24 protein-coding genes, 1 other RNA gene, 2 pseudogenes and 1 other annotated feature are annotated in these 23564 nt (G+C 26.9%); of the genes and pseudogenes, 17 read left to right on the forward strand and 10 right to left on the reverse strand.

The genetic code is table 11. The annotated features are described in order from the left end of the window. Nucleotides 1-109 precede the first annotated feature (109 nt). The gene (locus tag BGI42_RS03240; protein ID WP_069678944.1) at nt 110-1096 is read left to right on the forward strand and encodes a ketoacyl-ACP synthase III; all 987 of its coding nucleotides are present in this window, start codon (nt 110-112) and stop codon (nt 1094-1096) included. 89 nt (nt 1097-1185) lie between these two features. Next, a complete protein-coding gene (locus tag BGI42_RS03245; protein WP_084023834.1) occupies nt 1186-1974 on the forward strand; it encodes a nucleotidyltransferase domain-containing protein in 789 nt (262 codons plus the stop codon). 130 nt (nt 1975-2104) lie between these two features. On the opposite strand, the gene BGI42_RS03250 is transcribed toward BGI42_RS03245, so the two are convergent. Continuing rightward, nucleotides 2105-2650, reverse strand: a complete 546-nt coding sequence (locus tag BGI42_RS03250; protein WP_069678946.1) for a DUF6512 family protein — start codon at nt 2648-2650, stop codon at nt 2105-2107. Nucleotides 2651-2978: 328 nt separating this feature from the next. Further along, nucleotides 2979-3443, reverse strand: coding sequence for a hypothetical protein (locus BGI42_RS03255; protein ID WP_069678947.1), 465 nt, complete (start codon nt 3441-3443; stop codon nt 2979-2981). 144 nt (nt 3444-3587) lie between these two features. Between BGI42_RS03255 and BGI42_RS03260 the strand changes: the two genes are divergently transcribed. Beyond that, nucleotides 3588-3857: a DUF3892 domain-containing protein gene (locus BGI42_RS03260; RefSeq protein ID WP_069678948.1), complete on the forward strand. Its 270-nt coding sequence runs from the start codon at nt 3588-3590 to the stop codon at nt 3855-3857. Between the two features lie 151 nt (nt 3858-4008). Here BGI42_RS03260 and BGI42_RS03265 read toward each other — a convergent pair whose 3' ends face one another. Genes BGI42_RS03265 through BGI42_RS03275 form a run of 3 tightly spaced genes read right to left on the reverse strand, consistent with a single transcriptional unit; the run spans nt 4009 to nt 5887 of the window. Then, nucleotides 4009-4821 carry an ABC transporter permease gene (locus BGI42_RS03265; protein WP_069678949.1) on the reverse strand — a complete coding sequence of 271 codons (813 nt, stop codon included), beginning with the start codon at nt 4819-4821 and terminating at the stop codon, nt 4009-4011. Further along, entirely contained in the window at nt 4815-5519 is a 705-nt protein-coding gene (locus BGI42_RS03270; protein WP_069678950.1) for an ABC transporter ATP-binding protein, read from the reverse strand. The genes BGI42_RS03265 and BGI42_RS03270 overlap by 7 nt, the downstream gene beginning before the upstream one ends. Then, complete coding sequence (locus tag BGI42_RS03275) at nt 5519-5887, reverse strand: GntR family transcriptional regulator (protein WP_069678951.1); 369 nt, start codon at nt 5885-5887, stop codon at nt 5519-5521. Before BGI42_RS03275 ends, BGI42_RS03270 begins: the two co-directional genes overlap by 1 nt. A gap of 258 nt (nt 5888-6145) precedes the next feature. On the opposite strand from BGI42_RS03275, the gene BGI42_RS03280 reads away from it, so the two are divergent. Further along, the gene (locus BGI42_RS03280) at nt 6146-7600 is read left to right on the forward strand and encodes a methyl-accepting chemotaxis protein (RefSeq protein ID WP_069678952.1); all 1455 of its coding nucleotides are present in this window, start codon (nt 6146-6148) and stop codon (nt 7598-7600) included. A 62-nt stretch (nt 7601-7662) separates the two neighbouring features. On the opposite strand, the gene BGI42_RS03285 is transcribed toward BGI42_RS03280, so the two are convergent. Beyond that, nucleotides 7663-8391: an ATP-binding protein gene (locus tag BGI42_RS03285; RefSeq protein WP_069678953.1), complete on the reverse strand. Its 729-nt coding sequence runs from the start codon at nt 8389-8391 to the stop codon at nt 7663-7665. 420 nt (nt 8392-8811) lie between these two features. On the opposite strand from BGI42_RS03285, the gene ssrA reads away from it, so the two are divergent. Beyond that, nucleotides 8812-9143: a transfer-messenger RNA gene (gene ssrA, locus BGI42_RS03290) on the forward strand. A 324-nt stretch (nt 9144-9467) separates the two neighbouring features. Here the strand turns inward: ssrA and BGI42_RS03295 are convergent. Next, a pseudogene (locus BGI42_RS03295) lies at nt 9468-9877 on the reverse strand (LAGLIDADG family homing endonuclease). A gap of 533 nt (nt 9878-10410) precedes the next feature. Here BGI42_RS03295 and BGI42_RS03300 point away from each other — a divergent pair. The 4 genes from BGI42_RS03300 (at nt 10411) to BGI42_RS03315 (ending at nt 13730) form a co-directional block, all read left to right on the forward strand. After that, nucleotides 10411-11388 (forward strand): mannose/fructose/sorbose PTS transporter subunit IIA, encoded by a 978-nt coding sequence (locus BGI42_RS03300; RefSeq protein ID WP_069678954.1) that lies wholly within the window; start codon nt 10411-10413, stop codon nt 11386-11388. 35 nt (nt 11389-11423) lie between these two features. Continuing rightward, nucleotides 11424-12230 (forward strand): PTS mannose/fructose/sorbose transporter subunit IIC, encoded by an 807-nt coding sequence (locus BGI42_RS03305; RefSeq protein WP_069678955.1) that lies wholly within the window; start codon nt 11424-11426, stop codon nt 12228-12230. A gap of 19 nt (nt 12231-12249) precedes the next feature. Then, a complete protein-coding gene (locus BGI42_RS03310; RefSeq protein WP_069681017.1) occupies nt 12250-13161 on the forward strand; it encodes a PTS system mannose/fructose/sorbose family transporter subunit IID in 912 nt (303 codons plus the stop codon). Nucleotides 13162-13355: 194 nt separating this feature from the next. Next, nucleotides 13356-13730: a DUF956 family protein gene (locus BGI42_RS03315; RefSeq protein WP_069678956.1), complete on the forward strand. Its 375-nt coding sequence runs from the start codon at nt 13356-13358 to the stop codon at nt 13728-13730. A 261-nt stretch (nt 13731-13991) separates the two neighbouring features. Here the strand turns inward: BGI42_RS03315 and BGI42_RS03320 are convergent, their stop codons facing one another. Next, entirely contained in the window at nt 13992-14849 is an 858-nt protein-coding gene (locus BGI42_RS03320) for an ABC transporter substrate-binding protein (RefSeq protein WP_069678957.1), read from the reverse strand. Nucleotides 14850-15283: 434 nt separating this feature from the next. On the opposite strand from BGI42_RS03320, the gene BGI42_RS03325 reads away from it, so the two are divergent. The 8 genes and pseudogenes from BGI42_RS03325 to BGI42_RS03360 all read left to right on the forward strand — a co-directional run bounded on the left by BGI42_RS03325 (nt 15284) and on the right by BGI42_RS03360 (nt 20100). After that, nucleotides 15284-15850, forward strand: a complete 567-nt coding sequence (locus tag BGI42_RS03325) for a DUF5317 family protein (protein ID WP_069678958.1) — start codon at nt 15284-15286, stop codon at nt 15848-15850. Then, a complete protein-coding gene (locus tag BGI42_RS03330; protein ID WP_069678959.1) occupies nt 15828-16277 on the forward strand; it encodes a hypothetical protein in 450 nt (149 codons plus the stop codon). Before BGI42_RS03325 ends, BGI42_RS03330 begins: the two co-directional genes overlap by 23 nt. Before the next feature lie 64 nt (nt 16278-16341). Continuing rightward, nucleotides 16342-16791 (forward strand): hypothetical protein, encoded by a 450-nt coding sequence (locus BGI42_RS03335; RefSeq protein WP_069678960.1) that lies wholly within the window; start codon nt 16342-16344, stop codon nt 16789-16791. 100 nt (nt 16792-16891) lie between these two features. Continuing rightward, nucleotides 16892-17116 (forward strand): annotated as a pseudogene (locus tag BGI42_RS16360) (hypothetical protein); the annotation flags it as partial. Further along, complete coding sequence (locus BGI42_RS03345; RefSeq protein WP_069678961.1) at nt 17094-17543, forward strand: hypothetical protein; 450 nt, start codon at nt 17094-17096, stop codon at nt 17541-17543. The pseudogene BGI42_RS16360 and the gene BGI42_RS03345, both read left to right, overlap by 23 nt. A gap of 2 nt (nt 17544-17545) precedes the next feature. Beyond that, the gene (locus BGI42_RS03350; RefSeq protein ID WP_069678962.1) at nt 17546-18166 is read left to right on the forward strand and encodes an accessory gene regulator ArgB-like protein; all 621 of its coding nucleotides are present in this window, start codon (nt 17546-17548) and stop codon (nt 18164-18166) included. A gap of 42 nt (nt 18167-18208) precedes the next feature. Then, a complete protein-coding gene (locus BGI42_RS03355; RefSeq protein WP_069678963.1) occupies nt 18209-18334 on the forward strand; it encodes a cyclic lactone autoinducer peptide in 126 nt (41 codons plus the stop codon). Between the two features lie 56 nt (nt 18335-18390). After that, entirely contained in the window at nt 18391-20100 is a 1710-nt protein-coding gene (locus BGI42_RS03360; protein WP_069678964.1) for a bifunctional diguanylate cyclase/phosphohydrolase, read from the forward strand. Between the two features lie 179 nt (nt 20101-20279). Here the strand turns inward: BGI42_RS03360 and asnB are convergent, their stop codons facing one another. Together asnB and BGI42_RS03370 are read right to left on the reverse strand one after the other, a co-directional pair. Then, the gene (asnB, locus tag BGI42_RS03365) at nt 20280-21869 is read right to left on the reverse strand and encodes an asparagine synthase B (protein WP_069678965.1); all 1590 of its coding nucleotides are present in this window, start codon (nt 21867-21869) and stop codon (nt 20280-20282) included. Nucleotides 21870-21917: 48 nt separating this feature from the next. Further along, nucleotides 21918-22190: a binding site (T-box leader), on the reverse strand. A gap of 356 nt (nt 22191-22546) precedes the next feature. Beyond that, nucleotides 22547-23416: an ABC transporter substrate-binding protein gene (locus tag BGI42_RS03370; RefSeq protein ID WP_069678966.1), complete on the reverse strand. Its 870-nt coding sequence runs from the start codon at nt 23414-23416 to the stop codon at nt 22547-22549. Nucleotides 23417-23564: the final 148 nt, after the last annotated feature.

A 23564-nucleotide genomic window follows, 5' to 3' on the forward strand; every position in this document is an offset into this window, starting at 1 on the left:
GTGACAGTTATGGATTAGACTTTGTTGAAATTTATATACATAATTTTTGATAATTATAATTAAAAAAATAATAAAAAGTTTTATGAAATACTATGGGGAGAAATAAAAAATGAATGTAAAGATAAAAGTTATAGAAACAGAATATCCAGATAATATTGTAAAAAATGAATTTTACATAAACCATTTTAAAGAGCAAGGAAAAGATATAAATAGGTTATTAGAAGCCTTTGGTAGAAATGAAAGAAGAATAGTAAACAATAATAATGATACAACTCTTAGTATGGGGATTAAAGCTTCATTAAAAGCTCTAGAAAGTGCAAATCTTACAGGAGATGATATAGATTTAATTATATTTTCAAGTCAGTTTCCTGAGTATATGTGTCCAACTCAAGCATTAATAGTACATAATGCTATAAAGGGAAAAAGTGATGCTATAGTAATGGACTTAAATGTGAATTGTCTTGGAATGCTAGTTACACTTGATACAGCAGCGAGACAATTACTACAAAATCATAAATTAAAAAGAGCATTAATAATAGGTGCTGATTATGCTTCAATTCATATGAAAAGAAGTGATGAGTTTACCTATCCAATGTTTGGTGATGCAGGATGTGCTATGATTTTAGAAAAGACTGATGAGGAGTGTGGATTTATTGATTCAGATTATTTTACTGATAGTGAAAAATGCAGTGCAGTAATGTATCCAGCATGTGGATCGTCTTCATATTATAAGGATACTACATCTTATGATGATATGAAATTTGGATGGTCAGAATGTAATGATGATGTAATTCATATAGCAGTTAATTCTATAAAAAAATTACTAAAAGATAATAATTTAAAGGTATCAGATGTTAGTGCTTTTTGTCTTTCTCAGTTTGCATTACCATTAGCAAATGGGTGTATTGATAGATTAAGATTAGATTCAGAAAAAGTTATATTTATAGGGGACAAGTTTGGATATACGGGAACAAGTTCTCCATTTATGGCTTTTAACGAAGGAGTAAAAAGTGGAAAAATAAAAAGAGGTGACTATGTAGTATTCTGGTCTATTGCAGCTACTAAAACAGCTTGTTCTGTTTTATTTAAATATTAATTAAGCTTTTTAATATCGAATAAATGAGGTTTTAAAGGGATTGTATTAATAATATATTATAATTATATGAGTATATGGGGGAGAGTATTGTGGATAAAATTAAAAATTTAATTGAAGATTTTAGTAAAAGACCTGAAGTAGAAAGTATTGCACTTGGTGGCTCAAGAGCAACTAAATTAAATGATAGTAATTCAGATTATGATGTATATGTTTATTTAAATTCTAACTTATCTAAAGAAGTAAGGAAAAATATTTTAGATAAATATTGTAATTACATAGAATTAAATAATACTTACTGGGAACCAGAAGATGATTGTCATTTAAATGATGGAACTGTAATTGAAATTATTTATCGTAGTATAGAAGATTTTGATAATGAATTAAAATCAGTAGTTTTAGATGGAAATGCATATAACGGTTATACAACTTGTATGTGGTTTAATATTAAGCAATGCGTTATTTTGTATGATAGGAATAATAATTTTAAAAAGTTAAAAGATAAATATAATATTAAGTATCCTGAAGAGTTAAGAAAAAATATTATAGAAAATAATTTGAAGTTATTAGATGGATATATTCCTTCATTCTCTTCGCAGCTAGAAAAGGCATTACTTAGAAAAGATATCTTTAGTGTTAATCATAGAATTACGGAATTTTTAGCAAGTTATTTTGATATAATTTTTGCAATTAATAGGTTACCTCATCCAGGGGAAAAAAGATTGATTTCAATATGTACAAATTCCTGTGATTATTTACCTAAAAATTTTGAGGAAAATCTAGATAAGCTTCTTTCAGGAAACAGAAATAAAGAAGAGGTTATGAATGTGGTTAGAAGTATTGTAGACAATATAAAAGAACTAATTTTAAATACTAAATAACACAATTTAATTAAACATACATTGTTAATTAAATAAAAATATTATATTTTCTAATATCATTTAAATCAGAAATTAAAATAAAAGCTATATTATTAAGAATGTAACTCTTAATGATATAGCTTTAAAAAATCTAATTATTAATTCCATATTTTCCAGTTGTAGAATCAATAAATAGAGGTATTTTTGGTGGGATAAATGTAAAAAGAGTAAATAAGAATACAGTTAGAATAAATAGACTAAAATATAAAAGTGTATTGCTTAAATCATAATTAGCATAAGCTTTAAATGCAATATATTGCCCTATAATTACTCCTAAAATTAGGGAAAATATATCTAAAATTAAAGAATGAATACCTAAGGCTCCTGTATAAGTATAGTAAAAAATAACTATAATAAATGAAGATATAATCATGGAAATTGTACATGCTGAAAACCATTTTTTCCAATCTAATATTATGTTATTAAAAATAATATAGGATATTATATACCAAATTATTGTTGGATATACTGCAAGTTTTAAATGTTCCCAAATACTTTCATTAACAGGAGTAAATATACCAACTAATAACGAATTATTACTTAGTTTATATGTGTAATGAAAGAAGGTTGCAAGCAAAACTATAAATGGAATGGATAATAAAAAATATAATTTATAATAAAAATACATATCAAACATTATACTAAACCTCCTAATTGTAAATATAATGGAATAAAATTATTTTTACTGCTACTATATATATAATAGAAATTTATTTATTATGAACTATATTAAAAGTTTCTTTAAAATAAAGTAGTATAAAGATAATTTTATAATTAATAGTATAATATTCATAGGTCTATAAAAGTCTTAGGGGATTTTATATAACGTATATATTAAAATATTTATTAATGAAAGGACATTTTAAAATAGGAAGTAAGATTTATATAATTAGTTTTTTAATATAGTAATAAAATTAAAAAAATCAAAATGAGCCTTAAATATTAAGGCTCATTTTGGTGTTCCATTATTTTCTATGATTGGAATTACTCATATTTCTATTTGTATTATTCATTCTGTTTTTGTTCATATTATTCATGTTATTCATGTTATTCATTCCGTTAAATGGATTGCCACCAATATTTTGATTTCCCATAAACATATTCATAAGAGGATTATTCATCATAGGATTACCGTTCATCATATTAGGATTCATTCCTCCCATAAGCATGTTTAAAAGTGGATTACCACCCATTCCTTGTTGACCTTGATTATTGTTTCCACCACCAAACATATTCATCATAGGATTACCATTCATCATAGGATTGCCACCCATAGGATTGCCACCCATAGGATTGTTTCCCATCATAGGGTTACCAGATCCCATTGGATTATTTCCCATCATAGGATTACCATTCATAGCATTCATGATACCTGCTAGTGGGCTATTAGGAAATAATGCACTAAATATCATACCTAATAGTGGATTCATACTATATTCACCTCAAAATATTTATTGCTGTTACTGTATAGTATTATTATTAAAGCCAAAACGTACTAAATTTATATATTATAATTATAATAAAATTAAAATTATAAAATTTTATGATGAATTAAAAGATAATATTAGGACAAAATAATAGTACTATGTTATAGGAGGTGTTCTTATATGAACAATAATTTAGAATCAATAACAGCTGTAGTAAAAAAATCAGGCGAAATAACAGGATATGAACTTTCAAATGGTCAAAGGATTTCAAAAGAAGAAGGAGTAAATATGGCTAAAAATGGAGGTATATCAGGAGTATCAGTTAGTGTTTCTAAAAAGGGAGAAGAGTACCTTCGAAGTTTACCAGATGAAGAGGAATCAAATAATTTAAGCTCATTGCCGACGATTAATGAGTAAAATATAAATTTTAAATCATAAGTAAAGTTTAAAATAGTAATTTATAAATATTAATAAATAAAAACCATGTATTAATAAAGAATTATATCAATCTTTGTTAATGCATGGTTTTATATTTATATTAAGCATTTATGATTTATGCAATTTATAATTACTCTAAATTTAGTTTATTTTTAATAATATAATTAGTTATTAAGAAGTAACATATAAAGAATAATACATTAATTATAATAGCTCCAATAAAGATTACATGAGCTTGATTTATTGAAGATATATTCCATGAAATCATAGAACTAGAATATTTATCTGAAAAAACAATTGCTATAGTAGAAGTAATAGCATTCATTATAATATTTAAAACTATAAATGCTCCAAATGAAGAAAGTATTCTTCTTTTGTTAAATAAATGACCTATTGAAATAGAAGCATATATCATAATAATTCCTACAGCAATTTGTAAAAGTGCTGCTATTATAAATTCTAATCCGATCATATATCCACTAACTCCATATTGAGCATAAAAATAAGAAAAACCTTCAGATATATCTCTAAATAAATTTGGATTAAGAGCATTAGAGTTAAATGCTAGAATTAATACTGAAAGTATAGCAACGATACCACTTACTATAATCCATATAATACCAACTAAAAGTTTGCTAGTTATATTTTGCCAAGGATGTACTGGTAAAGTGTGCATTAGATATCCTTCATCACCAAGAATGTTTTTATAAAATCTTTGTATTATAACAAAGAATGTTACTACAAATATAGCTACCATAGTTGCGATGTAAGCGAAAATACTAAGCATAGCGGGAACCCCACCTAAAGTATTTCTATCAATAATAGAGAAATCATTGTTCATAAAAATTTTATTAATTAGTGCAAATATTAAAAGTGCAGCGTAAAGAGGAAGCAAAGTTCTTCCAGTTGCTTTTGTTTCATATTTAATTAATTTTCCTAACATTTAAATACCTCCCTAAATAAAGCGTCAACACTCTTACCATGTTCTTCTCTAATTTCATCAACACTTTTTGTTAAGTAAATTTCTCCATAAGATATGAATACAACATCATCTAATACTTTTTCAATATCAGATATTAAGTGAGTAGAAATAATTACAGTTGCATTTTCATTATAGTTATTAATAATAGTATTTAATATATAATCTCTAGCAGCTGGATCGACACCAGCTATTGGTTCATCTAAGAAGTAAAGTTCAGCTTCTCTACTCATTACTAAAATAAGTTGAACTTTCTCTTTTGTACCTTTAGACATAGTTTTTAATTTATCATTAGGATTTATATTTAAATTTTTTAACATATCATAAGCTTTATCAGCATTAAAATCTTCATAGAAATCTTTAAATAAATTTATAATATCAGAAACTTTCATCCAATCATTTAAATAAGTTCTTTCAGGTAAGTAAGAAACTATTTTTTTTGTTTCAACACCTGGCTTATTACCGTTAATTAATATATCACCACTTGTAGGGGTTAATAGAGAATTAGCAAGTTTTATTAATGTACTTTTACCACTACCATTTGGCCCTAAAAGACCAACAATTCTACCACGATTAATTTTTAGATCAATTCCTTTTAATGCTTGTTTTCCACCATAATTTTTAACTAGATTTGTACATTCTAATATAGGTGTATTATTCATTATTTCATCTCCCTCACAAATTTCTCCATAATATTTAGTATTTCATCTTTTGTGTATCCTATATTTTTCATATTGTTAATAAAACTTTCAATTTGTTTTTTTGCTAAATCATCTCTAATTTTATTAATCAATTCTATATCCTCCGTAATAAATCTACCACTGGTTCTTTGGGTAAATACTAAATTTTTTCTTTCTAATTCCATAAGAGCTTTTTGCATCGTGTTAGGGTTAACAGAAGCTTCACTAGCAAGTTCTCTTACTGAGGGTAATTTATCACCAGTTTTATATATTCCAGAAATAATTCTTAGTTGTAGCGTATCTATTAACTGTAAATAGAGAGGTTTATCATCTTTAAATTCCCAGCCCATATTTTCAACTCCTTGTATTATTGTATTAATGACGTAATACAATAATACAACTACATGAATATTTTGTCAATACTAAAATTGTAAGATTTAAAATAAAGCTTCCAGATGATTTCTTCATAAAATTAATATTTTGTTAAATTATATATTGAAAAATTAAAATGTTTACAAATAAAATCAAGAAAGGTATATTTCCATAGAAAAAATATATACAAACATGTTATTATCATTGTATAAAGTGGGTTATATGGAGGACTAATTATGAAAGTAAATACATTAGAAAGAGCTAATTTATTAAATATTAAATTGTTAATATTTTTATGCATTACATTAACATTACAATCTTATATTTTGCATGGTGCTGCTAGGGGAACAAAGGCATTAGTATTTTGTGTAGTTGTAATTATAACTAATATATGTATAAAAAAGTTTGTAAGGAATTTATTAATCTGTGGAATAGGAATTCCTCTTGTTGTAATGATAGCTGAATTATTATTTGTAATTTTAGCAGGGGGAACAGGATATTCAATAATATTATTTTTATCAACTTTAATAATGAGTTCATTATATTTTGATCAGAAAATAATATTTAGATATTCACTAATGTTAGATTTAATTATATTGTTTATTCAATTTATTATAGGATTTAATTTATTAGGAGAAGGTCAAGATATCACTATTTTTGTAACACAATTTACAGCAGTAATAATATCAGAAGTAACATTATATTTTATGGTTAAATGGTCTAATGAAGCATTAGAAGACTCTATTAATTCACAAAATAAAATAAAATCTGCTATCTTAGATATTGGTGAGACTAATAATAATATAGTTAATCAAATAGAGAATTTAAATGAAAGCACTAAAAATACAAGAGATCAATCACAAAGTATAACAATAGCTATGGAAGAAATAGTTCAAGGGATAGATGTACAAGTAAATAGTATGTCTGGCATTACGAATTCAGTTAGTTACATAAGAGAAGAAATAAACTCAACATTAAAATTATCCAATGAAATTGAAGAAAATTCAAAAAAACTTAGCTTAAAAACAGATGAGAATTTTTCAAGCATTAATATAGTAAGTGATAATATTAATAGCATAAAAACAATAATGCTTGAGGCAAACTCAACAGTAATTGAATTTAGTGAAAATATGAAAGATGTTATAGGAATACTTAAAGGAATAAAAGAGATTTCTGAGCAAACAAATCTTTTAGCACTTAATGCATCAATTGAAGCAGCAAGAGCTGGTGAAGCAGGAAAAGGCTTTGCAGTAGTTGCAGAAGAAGTTAGAAGTTTATCTGAAAAAACTAAAGAAACAACAGATGAGATAGAACAATCTATTTTAGGAATTCAAAATAAAATACAAAGAGTGGTGGATTCAGTAAAAAGAAGTGATGAAGAAGCTGAAAAAGGAAAAGAAATTATAGAATCCACTTTAATTAGTTTCAAAGATATGAAAGAAATGTTTGAAAATATAAAACAAGATATATATGTAGAGTATGAATTGGTAGAAAAAATAAGTTCATTAGTTGATAACGTACAATCAAATGTTGAAAGTACAACAGCTATAACAGAAGAATATGTTGCAAATACAGAGGAAGTTACAACATTACAAGAAGAGCAAGAACAACAAATTAATGTTATACAAGAGAGTGTTGAGAATATACACAATGAAGCAAAAGAACTAACAAATTTATTTATAAATAATTAAATAATAAAAATAAGGAGTAATTAATATTTTATTAATTACTCCTTAAATATTTTTAATATGAATTATTCTAAAATTTCTCCAGAAGTAGAAATAGTTATGATTTGTAAAGGAATAGTTTTACCACTTTCTACAAGTGCTTTTTTTATATAATTAACTATTCCTAAGCAACAAGGGACCTCCATACGGACAACAGTGATACTATTTATTTGATTATAGTTTAATATTTCTGCTAATTTTTCAGAATAGTCAATGTTGTCAAGTTTTGGACAACCTATTAATGTTATTTTATTTTTCATAAATTTGTTATGAAAATTTCCATATGCATAAGCACTACAATCTGCTGCTATTAAAAGATCAGAGTTGTTTAAATATTCTGCTTTACTTGGAACAAGCTTTATTTGAATAGGCCATTGATTTAATTGTGAAAATGAGATATCTATATTTTCATTAGATTCATTATTATGTTTTATAACTTTAGCATTAGAGCCAGGACAACCTTTAGTTAAATTTACATTTGTTTCTAAAGTTAGGTTTTTAGAAATAAGTGCTTTTTTATTTTCCATATTTAATTTAACTGCTTCTTCATCATAATCTAGTGCCTCTCTTTCTTCAAAAGAAATAGCAGCAGTAGGACAAGATGGTAAACAATCACCTAATCCATCACAATAATCATCACGTAATAATTTAGCTTTACCATTAATTAATCCAATTGCACCTTCATGACAAGCATCAACACAAAGTCCACATCCATTACATTTTTTATCATCAATTTTAATAATCTTTCTTATCATAAAAATAATCCCCCAATAATAATCAATATTTATTCGCATTTTATATATTAATTATATTGAATATATAAAATAAAATCTGTTTCAAATGTAACTGATTTAAGGAAATTACTTTAGGAAAATTAAAAAGTTTTTTTATAGAAATTTATTTACCTAGATAGTTTAGTAATTATATTTTTTAGATTTATTTTTAATTTAATGATGAGGAAAATCTCTGAAAATAGATTTTATATTAAAATTTTTAAAATAATTCATTACGAATAATTAAAAAATTTAAATAATGTATATTTTAAAATAACAACTATTTTTTGTAATAATTGTAGTAATATGATATTTGACATTGCTTTTTTTATAATATATAATTTAGTCACAGACAAAAATTGAATATAGAAATTTCAAACTGCGTTACTAACATGGGGGCGTTTTGGCTTCGACGGGGGTAAGAGGAGTTTGATAAGCGAGTCGAGGCAGCATGTCACCTCGTTAATCAAGTATGCAAAAAGATAAACGCAGAAGACAATTTTGCATTAGCAGCCTAATTTAGCGCTGCTCATCAGCCCGGGGTGCCCACGCTTCGGATCACTGGTGTCATTAAAGTGGGAAACGAAGTTTAGCAAAGCTTTGAGCTAAAGGGGTATTTATGAAGCTAGTGATTAGGTTGCCTGTCTATAGGCGTTCCTATGAGCGAATTTTAATATATAGACTACACTCGTAGAAAGTCAGATGCATCTACTTTCGGACAGGGGTTCGATTTGTAACAAAGTCGCATTAAGGAGTGATCCTTAAATGAAAACTTGGCTTTATCGGTGAAACCGTAGCAAGTAATGTTGCCGGCAATACCGAGAGGTATGTAAGGAAACTTAACAGCCTCGTATCGACTTATAGGTTCCTAAAGCTTAAGCAATGGAATACTAGGATAGAAGTTTTCAAACTATATTATGACTTCTATAATACGCCAAGATGCTATAAATATTTTTGAGTTTATAGTATAAGATATAGTCAGGTCTATCAGAAATGATGGGTGCCACTGACCCCTCGCCTCCACCATAGAAAAAACTGTACATTATTTGTACAGTTTTTTATTTTATAGAAATAAATTCATTATAGAATTCTTCTTTAAGTTTTAATAATTCATTAGAATATATACCATTTCTTGGCGTGAGAGCTTTATATTTATCTAAAATTAATTTAGCTCTTTTTTTTTTGAATTAATAATTAAATAAGGATATATATCAGATAAAAAATTAAGCGCATCATTTCTTCTAAGAATAAAGCTATAGCAATCTTTGTGTTTATTAATATCATAATTTTTTTTCTTTTTAATAGTTCCTTTACCAACAGTATTTTTTATCCAATCCAATAATTCTAATGTTGTTGATGCTATTGATATACAAGGAGCAGGATATTCGTTTGAATGTATTTTCTGAAGCATTATACTACCTTCTCCATCTATTATTCCAGCAATGTATGCTTTTTCTGTTTCAGTCATAAATTTTACCTCAAAGTTATTTTTTTAGTATCTGCAATTTTAAAAAAATAATGCAAAAACATAATTTTTATATGATTAATTGGTCAGTCAAACTTAAATTCTAATAGAGATAGGAATAATGAAAAGATTATATTTATTACTTTTTATTGAAAAAAAGGATTAATTTTAATATAAAAGATATTTTTAAAAATAAATATAAAAAATGTTAAAAATATGTTGCGTACTGGAAAATAGAGTGCTATAATGAAAACGTAATCAGGAAAGGGATAGCTAGTAAGCATTCCTAAGTGAATTATAATAATATCTAGCGTGTTACTGATTAGATCAGGCATAAGCATAGGTAAATAAAGTAATTTAATATTTGTTTGTTATATCGCATGTTTTGTACAGCCTTACAAGGTATTATTATGTTTTTTATTATTAAATTTAGTGTACAAGTAGTGTGACGAAATCTGAACATATATTGTTTTGTTTTATTTTCGAATGCTTATGCCTGTTGTTTTTGTAACAAATAAAAAATAGGAGGTATAAAAATGGTAGGAATTATTCTTGCTAGTCACGGAGAATTTGCTAAAGGCATCTTGCAATCTGGTATGATGATTTTTGGAGAACAAGAAAATGTACAAGCTGTTACGTTGATGCCTAGTGAAGGACCTGATGATTTTAAAGCAAAAATAAAAGATGCAATTTCATCCTTTGACAACCAAGATGAAATCTTATTCTTAGTTGATCTTTGGGGTGGTACACCATTCAATCAAGCAAATTTTCTATTTGAAGAGCACAAAGATAAATGGGCAATTGTAGCTGGTATGAATCTACCAATGCTGATTGAAGCTTATGGTGCACGTCTTTCTATGGAATCTGCACAGGAAATTGCATCTTATATCTTAAAATCAGCTAAAGAAGGAGTTAAAGTTAAGCCAGAGGAATTGGAAACTGCAGATACTGGTAAAACTTGTGAATTTTCAACTCAACAATCTAATACAGGTGTACCTGGATCATTTGAATATGTTTTAGCTCGTATTGATTCTCGTTTACTTCATGGGCAAGTAGCAACTACTTGGACAAAAACGACGAATCCTACACGAATTATTGTGGTTTCAGATGCAGTAGCTAAAGATGAGCTTCGTAAGAATTTGCTCAAACAGTCTGCACCACCTGGAGTTAAAGTACATGTTGTTCCAGTTAATCATATGATTAAACTTGCAAAAGATGATCAACATTTTGGTGGACAACGTGCAATGCTACTTTTTGAAAATCCAGAAGATGTACTTAGAGCGGTAGAAGGTGGAGTACCTTTGAACACAATCAATATTGGTTCTATGGCTCACTCTACAGGTAAAGTTCAACCAAATAAAGTACTTGCTTTCAATCAAGAAGATATTGATACATTTAATAAGCTAAAACAAGCTGGACTTAATTTTGATGTTCGTAAAGTACCAAGTGATTCAAAAGGAAATATGGACAAAATACTTAAAAAAGCACAAGAGGAATTAAATAAACTAAAATAATCTAATTATTTAGATAAAAAGGAGGATTAATAATTATGACTTTAAATGTATTTCAAATTATATTAGTCATTATTATAGCATTTCTAGCTGGTATGGAAGGTATCTTGGATGAATTCCAATTCCATCAACCAATAGTTGCTTGTACGTTAATCGGATTAGTTACAGGTAATTTAGTACCATGCCTAATTCTAGGTGGTACTCTTCAATTTATGGCATTAGGTTGGGCAAATATCGGTGCTGCCGTAGCACCTGATGCAGCGTTAGCGTCTATTGCATCTGCAATGATTCTAGTTCTTGGAGGACAAGGTAAAGCCGGTGTTTCTTCAGCTATTGCTATTGCTGTTCCTCTAGCGGTTGCAGGGTTATTGTTAACAATAATTTGTCGTACAATTGCTACAGCGTTTGTACATTTTATGGATGCTGCTGCCAAAGAAGGAAATATAAGAAAAGTTGAAATGTGGCATATAGCTGGTATTTGTTTGCAAGGTGTACGTATTGCAATTCCAGCAGCCTTGATTTTAGCAATTGGTGCTGGCCCAATTGGTTCATTACTTGCTTCTATGCCTATTTGGTTAACAGATGGTTTAGCAATAGGTGGTGGAATGGTTGTAGCTGTTGGTTATGCAATGGTAATTAACATGATGGCTACAAAAGAAGTATGGCCATTCTTTGCAATTGGTTTTGTATTAGCAACTGTTTCACAAATTACACTTATTGGACTTGGTGCAATAGGAGTAGCTTTAGCTCTTCTTTATTTAGCACTTAGTAAACAAGGTGGCTCAGGTAATGGTGGTAGTTCAAATACTGGTGATCCATTAGGTGATATTATTGATAGATACTAAGAAGGGAGAGAAGACGAAAATGTCAAAAGAATTAAAATTAACAAAAAAAGATCGTATTTCTGTTTGGTTGCGTTCATTTTTCCTTCAAGGTTCTTGGAACTATGAAAGAATGCAAAATGGTGGTTGGGCGTTCGCAATGATTCCCGCAATCAAAAAATTATACAAGACTAAGGAAGATAGAGCTGCTGCATTGGAACGTCACTTGGAGTTCTTTAACACTCACCCATATGTAGCTTCGCCAGTTATTGGTGTAACATTAGCTTTAGAGGAAGAACGTGCAAATGGTGTACCAATAGATGACGTAACTATTCAAGGTGTTAAAGTAGGTATGATGGGACCTTTAGCTGGTGTTGGAGATCCAGTTTTCTGGTTTACTGTTAGACCGATTTTAGGAGCATTAGCTGCTTCTCTTGCTATGACTGGTAACATACTTGGACCAATTATCTTTTTCTTAGCTTGGAATATCATTCGTATGGGATTTATGTGGTATACACAAGAGTTTGGTTTTAAAACAGGAAGCCGTATTACTGATGATTTATCGGGTGGTTTACTACAAGATATTACAAAAGGAGCATCCATTCTTGGTATGTTCATTTTAGGATCATTAGTTAATAGGTGGGTATCCGTTAAATTTGCACCAGTAGTATCATCCGTTAAGTTAGGTGATGGTGCATACATTGATTGGAGCAAACTTCCTGATGGAATAAAAGGTGTTAAAGAAGCTCTGTTGCAACAAGCATCTGGAATGTCATTAACTGATCATAAGATTACAACATTGCAAAGTAACTTGGATTCATTGATTCCTGGACTTGCAGGATTATTAATAACACTTATTTGTATGTGGTTGCTTAAGAAGAAAGTATCTCCAATTATCATTATTCTTGGGTTGTTTGCAATCGGTATTATTTTCCACTTAATTGGTTTAATGTAATATTTTTTACTTAGCCTAGGTTTTTTAGCCTGGGCTTTTGCTATCATATAAAGCAGTTAAAGTGAGAAAAATTAATGAAATAAGTTTTTGAAATATGTGTTATTGTTAATTAACTTTTAAACACTTGATAGAAATATTTAAGAAAATATATAATTGAAATAAATGTATGTATAAGTAGAAAAGAGGTAGATCAGATGATTCAATCACTTAATACAAAGGTGGATCTAGTAATGGATGCAACAGCTTTTACTGGCTTTGCAAATTATGGTGAAATAATGATTGGCGACAAAGGTTTTGAGTTCTATAATTCTCGTGATTATCGCAAATATATTCAAATTCCTTGGGAAGAGGTTGAGTATGTCATTGCATCCGTATTGTTTAAAGGAAAGTGGATTCCACGCTATGCCATCAGAACAAAGAAAAATGGTACATATACTTTTTCTTCTAAAGAAACAAAAAAAGTACTTCGTGCTGTTCGAAATTATGTTGATCCAGACCATATGGTTTGTTCGTTAAGTTTTTTTGATGTGCTGAAACGAGCGGTGAAGTCTATATTTAAGAAGAGCTGATCAACTAAAGAAATTATTATATTAGTTAATTCTACTCAATATATTGGTATAAAAGAAGGGGTTATATTCTCTGGTGTTTTTTAAAAATTTTGTAGTAATATATTTTTGATCGTTGATTATAGAAATCACCTTTCAGTAAAAATTGTGTTGTTGCAAATCAATGTTTACTAAAAGGTGATTTTTTCTTATTTTCAGATTAATTTTTTTCAAAATTCATTTTGGAAATTATTTAGATATTAACTGTCCATAGGTCAGATATTATTAGCTAGATTTTGTAATATTATTAACCCAATATTCATCACCTAATCCATATTTTTTAAGAATTTTCTTGATAGTTTTATCTTCTTTCATTTCCTTAATTTTTTTATTCATTGCATTTAATAAAGTAATATCACTTTTTCTAACTGCTACCCCTATGATTTCAGGTGCTTGTGGAGTATATGGTTCTAATTTTTTTAAATAAAGATTGTCTTTGAATATTAGATATTGTCCAATAATGGAGTCCATTAAGCCAGCATCTACTTGTTTATTCATTATTGCTGAAAATATTTCAGGTATACTTTTAAAAAATACCATATCTTTTATCGTACCTTCTTTTTTCCACTTTTCTGCTAAATCAGCATACACTGTTCCAATTTTTACACCAATAACCGAATTTTTTAAATCTTCTTTAAAATTAATTAGTGAAACTTTTGGCACAATAAGGGCTTCTGATTCTCTATATAACGGATTTGTAAAATTTACTATTTTTTTACGTTCTTCTGTAATAGCAATTCCATTGACTGCTACATCTATGCTGTCATCAGTAGTTAATTTATCGAATATATCTACAAATGGAACTACTTTCATTTCAATATTATTAACACCTAATTCTTTTGCAATTTCACGCATGATATCGATATCTATCCCGGTTGGTTCATTTGTTCTTGCATCTATAAAAGCAAATGGAGGATCATTAGATGATATAACTGTCAGTACTCCTTTTTCTTTGATATGTTTTAGTCTATCATTGTTTATTGTTAAATTATTTGTAATCCTTGCATTACATATTTGGGAGAAACCAATACAATTTATAAGTAGGAGAACTAAAATTATTATTTTTTTATAATTTTTTTTCATAAATAATATCCCTCATCTTAGTTATTGTAAAATTAATCAACTAAAAATTAATTTATAGTATGATAATAAATACTGTATATTTTTTATTATTCCCAATAAAAGTAGAAGTATTAAAATTAAATAATTAAGATAGGTTTTATTAGAAAATAATAATTAAAAGAAATTAGATATTCCAAGGATATTTTATAGTTTAGCATTTATAAGATGGGGTATTAGAGTTATTTTTTGTTTAAAAGAGAGCAATGTGGGATATAAGTTAAAATAGTAAAAAAGGATTTGTTTATTATAAGTCTATTAACTAATAGAAAATATTAAATGGATAAATAAGTAAAAAGTATTTTACTGTATTTAATTGTATTTATTTCGTTATTGTAGTAAAATATTTATGGAAAATGTTAGAATTATAATTTTGGATTTATATTAAGGGAGGAATAATGGTAGAAACAATATTGCTCGCATTTTTATTTGCAAAAATAAAAGAATATAAAATAAAACCGTTGTTTAAGTCATGGACTATTTATCCTTTGGCTATATTTGAAATAATTACTTTAATTGGACAAGTTAGTAGTTTTTTTGGTAATTATGAATTTATCAAAATTGCAGGAAAGTTAACTAATATCTATTTAATTACTTACTTATTAATAGTATTAAAATATGAACTTTATATAAGTTCAATAATAGGTTCGTTTTTCTTAATATTAGGAGGAGTATTAAATGATATTGCAATAAAAGTTAATGGAGGATTTATGCCAGTATATCAATCCCTATCTTATTTAACAGGACGAACATTGGAGAACGTTCATATTCTAAATGATATTCATATATTAGGAAATTCACAAACTAAGTTGAAAATTTTAACTGACTTTATAGATTTAGGATATACTATTCTTAGTATAGGAGATATTTTTATAAGAGGATTTGTATTTATAATATTATACAATGCCATAAAGAAAATTAATAACCAAAGGAGAACAGAAAGTGTTAAGATTAACAACATTTGAATTTATATTTAGATTAATTCCAGAATCATTTATATTAATATTGGGAATTATTGCATTATCTAATACAAAGCTTAATTTAAAAAGATACACAATTTCTAGCTGTTTATTTGCTTTATGTGGATATGGTATAAGAATGCTACCAATAAATTATGGAGTAAATACTATACTTGGTGTTTTTGTTATGGTTATTATTATGTGTAGTATAAATAAATCAGATATTATTTTATCAATAAAATCTTCATTGATAATAACTATAGTTTTATTTATTTGTGAAGCATTAAATATATTATTATTAAATATTATTTTTGATGATAGGTTAGAGATGATAATGTCAAATTCAATATTGAAAACAATATGTGGATTACCATCATTGATACTTTTTTCTATTATTACTATAATTTATTATTTTAAGAAAAGGAATATTTAAATATATATGTGAAGAAATTTCTAATTATATAACTAAAGAGTTAAAAACCAAAGGAGAATAGAAAGTGTTAAGATTAACAGCATTTGAAGTTATAGTTAGAGGAATTCCAGAAGCATTTGTATTAATATTAGGAATGCTTGTATTATCTAATACAAAGCTTAATTTAAAAAGATACATAATTTCCAGTTTGATATTTGCTGTATGTGAATATGGTATAAGAATGTTACCAATAAATTATGGAGTAAATACTATAATTGATATTTTTGTAATGGTTATTATCATGTGTAGTATAAATAAATCAGATATTATTTTATCAATAAAATCTTCATTGATAATAACTATAGTTTTATTTATTTGTGAAGCATTAAATATATTATTATTAAATATTATTTTTGATGATAGGTTAGAGATGATAATGTCAAATTCAATATTGAAAACAATATGTGGATTACCATCATTGATACTTTTTTCTATTATTACTATAATTTATTATTTTAAGAAAAGGAATATTTAAATATATATGTGAAGAAATTTCTGATTATATAACTAAAGACAAACCAGTATATAAATCGTTATTTTATTTAGCATTATGAAGGTTAGAGAACTCTCAAGTTCTAAATGATATTAATATATTAGGAAATTAACAAACTAAATTAAAGATTTTAACTGACTTTATAGATTTAGGATATACCATTCTTAGTATACAAGATATTTTTATAAGAGTATGTGTAGTTATTATATTATATAATGCCATAAAGAAGATTAATAATCAGAAGATTAATAATCAAAAGATTAATAATCAAAGGAGAAAAGAAAGTGTTAAAAGTAACAGTATTTGAATTTATAGTTAGAGGAATTCCAGAAGCATTTGTATTAATATTAGGAATGTTTACATTATCTAATACAAAGCTTAATTTTAAAAAATACATAATTTCCAGCTTTTTATTGGCTTTATGTGAATATGGTATAAGAATGTTACCAATAAATTATGGAGTGCATACGATACTTACTGTTTTTGTAATGGTTATTATTATGTGTAGTATAAATAAAGTAGATATTATTTTATCAATAAAATCTTCATTGATGACAATTATAGGTTTATTTATTTGTGAAGCATTAAATATGTTATTATTAAGTATTATTTTTAATGATAGGTTGGAGATAATAATATCAAATTCAATATTGAAAGCGATAAGTGGCTTGCCATCGTTGGTGCTTTATTCAATTATTATTATAATTTATTATTTAAAGAAAAGGAATATTTAAATATGTTTAAAATTGAATATATATGTGAAAAAGTTTCTAATTATATAGCCAAAGAGTTAAATTTTAATAATGATAAAAAGTCTGTAATAAATTATGGGATATTTGCTTTTATTCAAATGGGAATTTGTATAGCATTAGTTATAATCTTTGGATTTATTTTTAATGTAATAATTGAATCTATTATAATATCATTTACTGTAAGTATATTAAGGAAAAGCTCAGGGGGAGTTCATGCAAAATCTCCTGAACAGTGTGCAGTTATAGGGACTATTTCTAGTGTTGGTATGGCATTAATATCAAAGCATATAAATATTAATCTTATTTTTATTTTATTACTAGGAATTATTGTATTTATGTGGTCCTATTACATTGTATATAAGTTGGCACCTGTAGATAGTATAACTAAGCCTATTAAAAGTATTGAAAAAAGAAAAAGATTAAAAAAAATTTCTATTAAGACATTAAGTATATATCTAGTTATTATATTAATTAATGTTCTGTGTTATATATATTCTAAAAGCTTAAATTTATTGACTTATTCACTATGTATTTACATGGGATTATTATGGCAGATTTTTTCTCTAACTAAAACTGGACATTTGATGTTGGAAAAGTTAGGGTAATTTTTAAATTTTTATTTCGTTGATTTAAAGGAGGTGAAATAAATGAAAAATAAAATTTTAATGAGCGTAGCAACTATAGCAACTATTATTGCTTCTGTAATGGCAACTTCGGCATGCTATTGGATGGCTTATCAACCAGAAGAACCAAAGTGTCTAAGAGAAGAATGATTTGAATAATGAGACTAGTATATTAGTCTCATTAAAATTATTATGAGGGATAGTATATGAAAATTGTAGGGAATGATAAACAAAAACAAATAAATGATATAATATCTGTAGTAAAATTATCTATACTTTTGCTTATTGGGATAATTTTATGTGAAAGATTTATTAAAAATAATAAGCCAGTAATATGGGCACCTGAGACATATTATACAGTTATATGTTTACTGATACCATTAATGGTATCGATTCTAATTTATTTAATATGGTTTTTTTCTACTGAAAATAAGATTAAAGGCAAGTATGGAGAAATTATAAGCAAAATTGAAATAGCAGTATTTATACTAGTATTTTCCATAATTATATTTATATGTGGAGTAAATGAAAGTCAATATAAATTTTTGTATCTATTTATAATAATTATAACAACCATTCAGTTTGGAATGAAACAAGGGTTAATAGTTTCATGTATTTCATCTTTTATTATTTTAGCTCTTGATATTATTATGTTACCAGATTTAGATGTGAATATTTATTTTCAAGACGATTTAATTTTAGCAGGAATATTTATTTTAACAGCATGGCCTTTGGGGTTTTATGTAAAGATAGAAGGGGAGCATATTAAGAAGTTAGAGGATATGATAAATATTGATGGTCTTACTGAATTGTATAATCACAGATACTTTTGTGATTCATTAGCAGAGAAAATTAAGAGTGGAAAAAGGGATAATAAACCAGTATCCATGATTTTCATAGATATAGATTATTTTAAACATTATAATGATACCCATGGGCATCTAAAAGGGGATTATGTTCTAAGAAAAATAGGTGAAATAATTAAGGATAATACCAGAAAAGAAGATGTTCCAGCAAGGTATGGAGGGGAAGAATTTGCAATAATATTGCCTAATACTGATGAAGAACAAGCTTTAAATATTGCAGAGGAATTAAGAAAAAAAATAGAATATATATATTTTGAAGGTGAAGAAAATCAGCCTAATGGAAAAGTTACTGCATCAATGGGAGTATCTGTTTACCCATACAAAGCAAAAGATGATTTAGAGTTAATAAAAAGTGCTGATGATGCGTTATATAAAGCAAAGTTTTTTAATAAGAATAGAGTGGAAGCATATACATCTATTTTAGATGATATTAAGAACAATACAGATGAAAAAGATGTTGAACTTGTTACTTCTATAAAAACTTTAATTAGTATTATAAATGCTAAAGATAGGTATACCTATGGGCATGTGGAAAGAGTTGTGTTTTATAGCAAACTTTTAGCAGATAAGCTTAATTTAAGTAAAAGAAATAAACAAATTTTAATATATGGTGCTTATATGCATGATATAGGAAAGATTGATATTAATAAAGAAATATTGCTAAAAAAGACTAAGCTTACTGATGAAGAATTAGATATACTTAAACAGCATCCAGTTAATGGCATGGAGATAATAAAGTCAGTTAATTCTTTAAAAGATGTAATTCCATTAATTATAAGTCATCATGAGAGATATGATGGAATGGGATATCCTAATAAGTTAAAAGGTGAGGAAATTCCTTACTTAGCAAGAATTCTTACAGTAGTAGATAGTTTTGATGCAATTACATCAAATAGACCATATAAAACTAGAAAGACTTATGAAGAGGGAATTCATGAACTTGAAAGGTGTAGTGGAACACAATTTGATCCTGACATTGTAAGGGATTTTATTGAAGTTATTAGAAATAATATAGAACTATCTATTTTAGATAAATATGAATATCGATAATTCAATATATATAAGTGATTGGTTTAAAATGTTATACAAATAAGGTATAAAAATAAAAGTCACCTTAGAAATATACGTTTATGTATGTTTCTAAGATGACTTTTATTTTATATAATAATAGCATTGATTATATATTTTGCTAACGATTTTTGAAAGTAAATCAAATTAAATTTTCTTAATTATTTACCACTGTTACCGTAATTTGATAATACTCTAGCACTAGGATCATCCACGTTACAGCCTTCCCACTCTTTGTTTGGCATCCAATAATCTACTATCATTTCTGCTTGCCCTGGATAGTGTTTTTCAAAAATTTCTCTATATAATAATGATTCTTTTGTGAATGGTTTAGCATGATATTCATACTTTTCACATAGTTTTTCGAATTCTTCACCAGAATAGCATTTTTCTGCATATTCTTTTAAGTAGTCTACCATAGAATGACCTACAGCATCACTAAATGCAGCTTTATCACGATATAAAATACTATTTGGTAGATAATCTCCTTCAAACGCATGTCTTAAAAGGTATTTACCCATGTTATATTTATTTAATTTCTTTTCAGGATCTATTGCCATAACATATTTTACAAAATCTAAATCTCCAAATGGTACTCTTGCTTCTAAAGAATTTGAGCTTATGCAACGGTCTGCACGAAGTACATCATACATATAAAGCTCTCTTACTCTCTTTTGTGATTCTTTTTGGAATTCCTCTGCATTTGGAGCAAAATCAGTATATTTATAGCCGAATAATTCATCAGAAATTTCACCTGTTAGAAGAACTTTTACATCAGAAATCTCATGTATTTTTTTGCAAAGTAAGTACATTCCCATACTTGCTCTTATTGTTGTAATGTCGTAAGTTCCAAGAAGTTTAATAACTTCATCAAGTGATTCAATAACTTCTTCTTTTGTCATATAAACAGCAGTATGATCACTACCTATGTAATCTGCAACTTCTTTTGCATATTTTAAATCAATTGCATCTTCAGTCATACCTATACAGAATGTTTTAATCTTCTTCCCAGGATGTAATTTTTGAGCAACTGAACATACTAATGAACTATCTAATCCACCACTTAATAAGAAACCTACAGGAGCATCAGCATCCATACGTTTTTCTATAGCAGCTACTAATTTAGCATGAATATTTTTACAAATAACTTCTAAATCATCTTTGCAATATTCACCTTCTGTTGCTGCTATATCGCAATAGCATGTAAATTTACCATCAGCATAATAGTGTCCTGGTGGAAATGCCATTATCTTATCTGTAAGTCCAACTAAATTTTTTGCTTCACTTGCAAACATGATTTTACCTGATTCAGAATAGCCGTAGAATAGAGGACGAATTCCAAATGGATCTCTCGCTGCAATGAAACTATCTTTTTCTCCATCATAGATAACAGTTGCAAACTCTGCATCTAATTTTGCAAACATATCTACTCCATATTCATAATACATAGGAATTAATACTTCACAATCACTATCAGAAATAAAGTTATGTCCTTTTTCTATTAGTTCCTTTTTTAGTTCACGGAATTTATAAATTTCACCGTTACAGATAGATGCATCCATTTTTCTTGTGAATGGTTGCATTCCACTATAACTCAAATCCATAATAGCAAGTCTTTGGAATCCTAAAATACCAGATGGTAAAGTTAGGATTTCTGTCATATCTGGTCCTCTTGATTCAGTTCTTTGTAATGCTTCTGCAAATTTTTCATGTTTCATGTCCGTTCCTGTATAACACATAATTGTACACATATTAATAATAACCCCCTTGGATATAAAAATAACGTCAATTTGTCTTAATAATAGGACGAATTGACGTTTACCCGCGGTGCCACCTAATTTACCATATGGTCTCTCTTTCCAGCTATTACTGGTATCCAAATAACGTATGGAATACGGCGCACCTACTTTATTTAAATCTGAATCAAACATAATAGTTTAAATTACAATCTAAAAATATTTCAGTTTACAACTCCGGAGTGTTATTCAAAAAAACTCTGCCACTGGGTTTACACTATCTCCAGCTCACTATTGGTGATTATTTTTTTTACTTGTCTCCATCATAGCTTTTTTCTTTTTTGATGAGTTTAATTTTAAACTGTGCATATCGCTTTGTCAATACTTTTTTAGTTTAAAATATGAGGGAATATAGGTTATAAAGTCGTATTATGTATAATTATAACAATATTTAAAAATGATAGTTTTAAAGGTGACGCTTTAATTCTATAATAAAATCTATAAAAATCTAGATTATAATTTTTAATAGATTATTTTAGTTTGTAGATATTTATAGTAAATATAAAAAATCAAAGCCATTAATATATTTATAAAAAACAATTTTTTTAAATATAATCTTTATATCTATCTATTAATTTATATTTAAATATTTATATTTCAACTTAAAAGTATTATTAATTAATAGTTTTAAATTAGCTGAGTTTCGTAATATTATCAGCCAAATAATCATCACTTAATCCATATTTTCTAAGGATTTTAATGATAGTCTTGTCTTTTTTCATATCATCAATTTTTTTATTTATTTCATTTAATAAATTAACATCACTTTTCCTTACTGCTATTCCTATCTTTCCAGGAAGTTGTGGTTTATATGGTTCTAGTATTTTTAAATAAAGATTTTCTTTAAACAATAGATATTCTCCAATAATAGAGTCCATTATACCAGCGTCTATTTTTTTTTCACTTATTGCTGATAATATTTCAGGTACACTTTCAAAAATAATTACATCTTTGACTTTACCTTCTTTTTTCCACTTTTCAGCTAAATCCATATATATTGATCCATTTTGTGCTCCAACAACTGCATCTTTCAAATCTTCTTCAAAATTGATTAGTGAAACTTTTGGCACAATAATAGCTTCTGACTCTTTATATAATGGGTCAGTAAAATCTACTAATTCTTTACGTTTTTCTGTAATAATAATTCCACTAGCTGCTACATCTATGCTATCATCAATATTTAGTTGTTCAAGTAAATCTACAAAGGGGACTACTTTCATTTCTATTTCGTCTACACCTAGTTCTTTTGCAATTTCTTTTAAAATATCTATATCTATTCCAGTTGGTTCATTCGTTTTAGGATCTATAAAAGCAAATGGAGCAAGATCGGATGTTAAAATAGTCAATACACCTTTTTCTTTAATTTTTTCTATTCTATCCTTATTTTCTATATTGCTTGAAGTTAAATTATTAGTTATTTCTGCGTTACAGACTTTAGAACATCCAATACAATTTACAAATAGAAGAACTAAAATTAATATTTTTTTAAAATTTATTCTCATAAATAATATCCTCCTTAAAAAATTATTACTTTACTAAAAAGTATTATAAAATTGCTCAACTAAAAATTGTTTTACAACATTATTTTAATAAGATTTTTAATAAAAATACTTATATTATATATTTGAGCATTTTTAATATTTATAGAAT

The sequence above is a fragment of the Clostridium taeniosporum genome (assembly GCF_001735765.2).
GTDB lineage: Bacteria > Bacillota > Clostridia > Clostridiales > Clostridiaceae > Clostridium > Clostridium taeniosporum.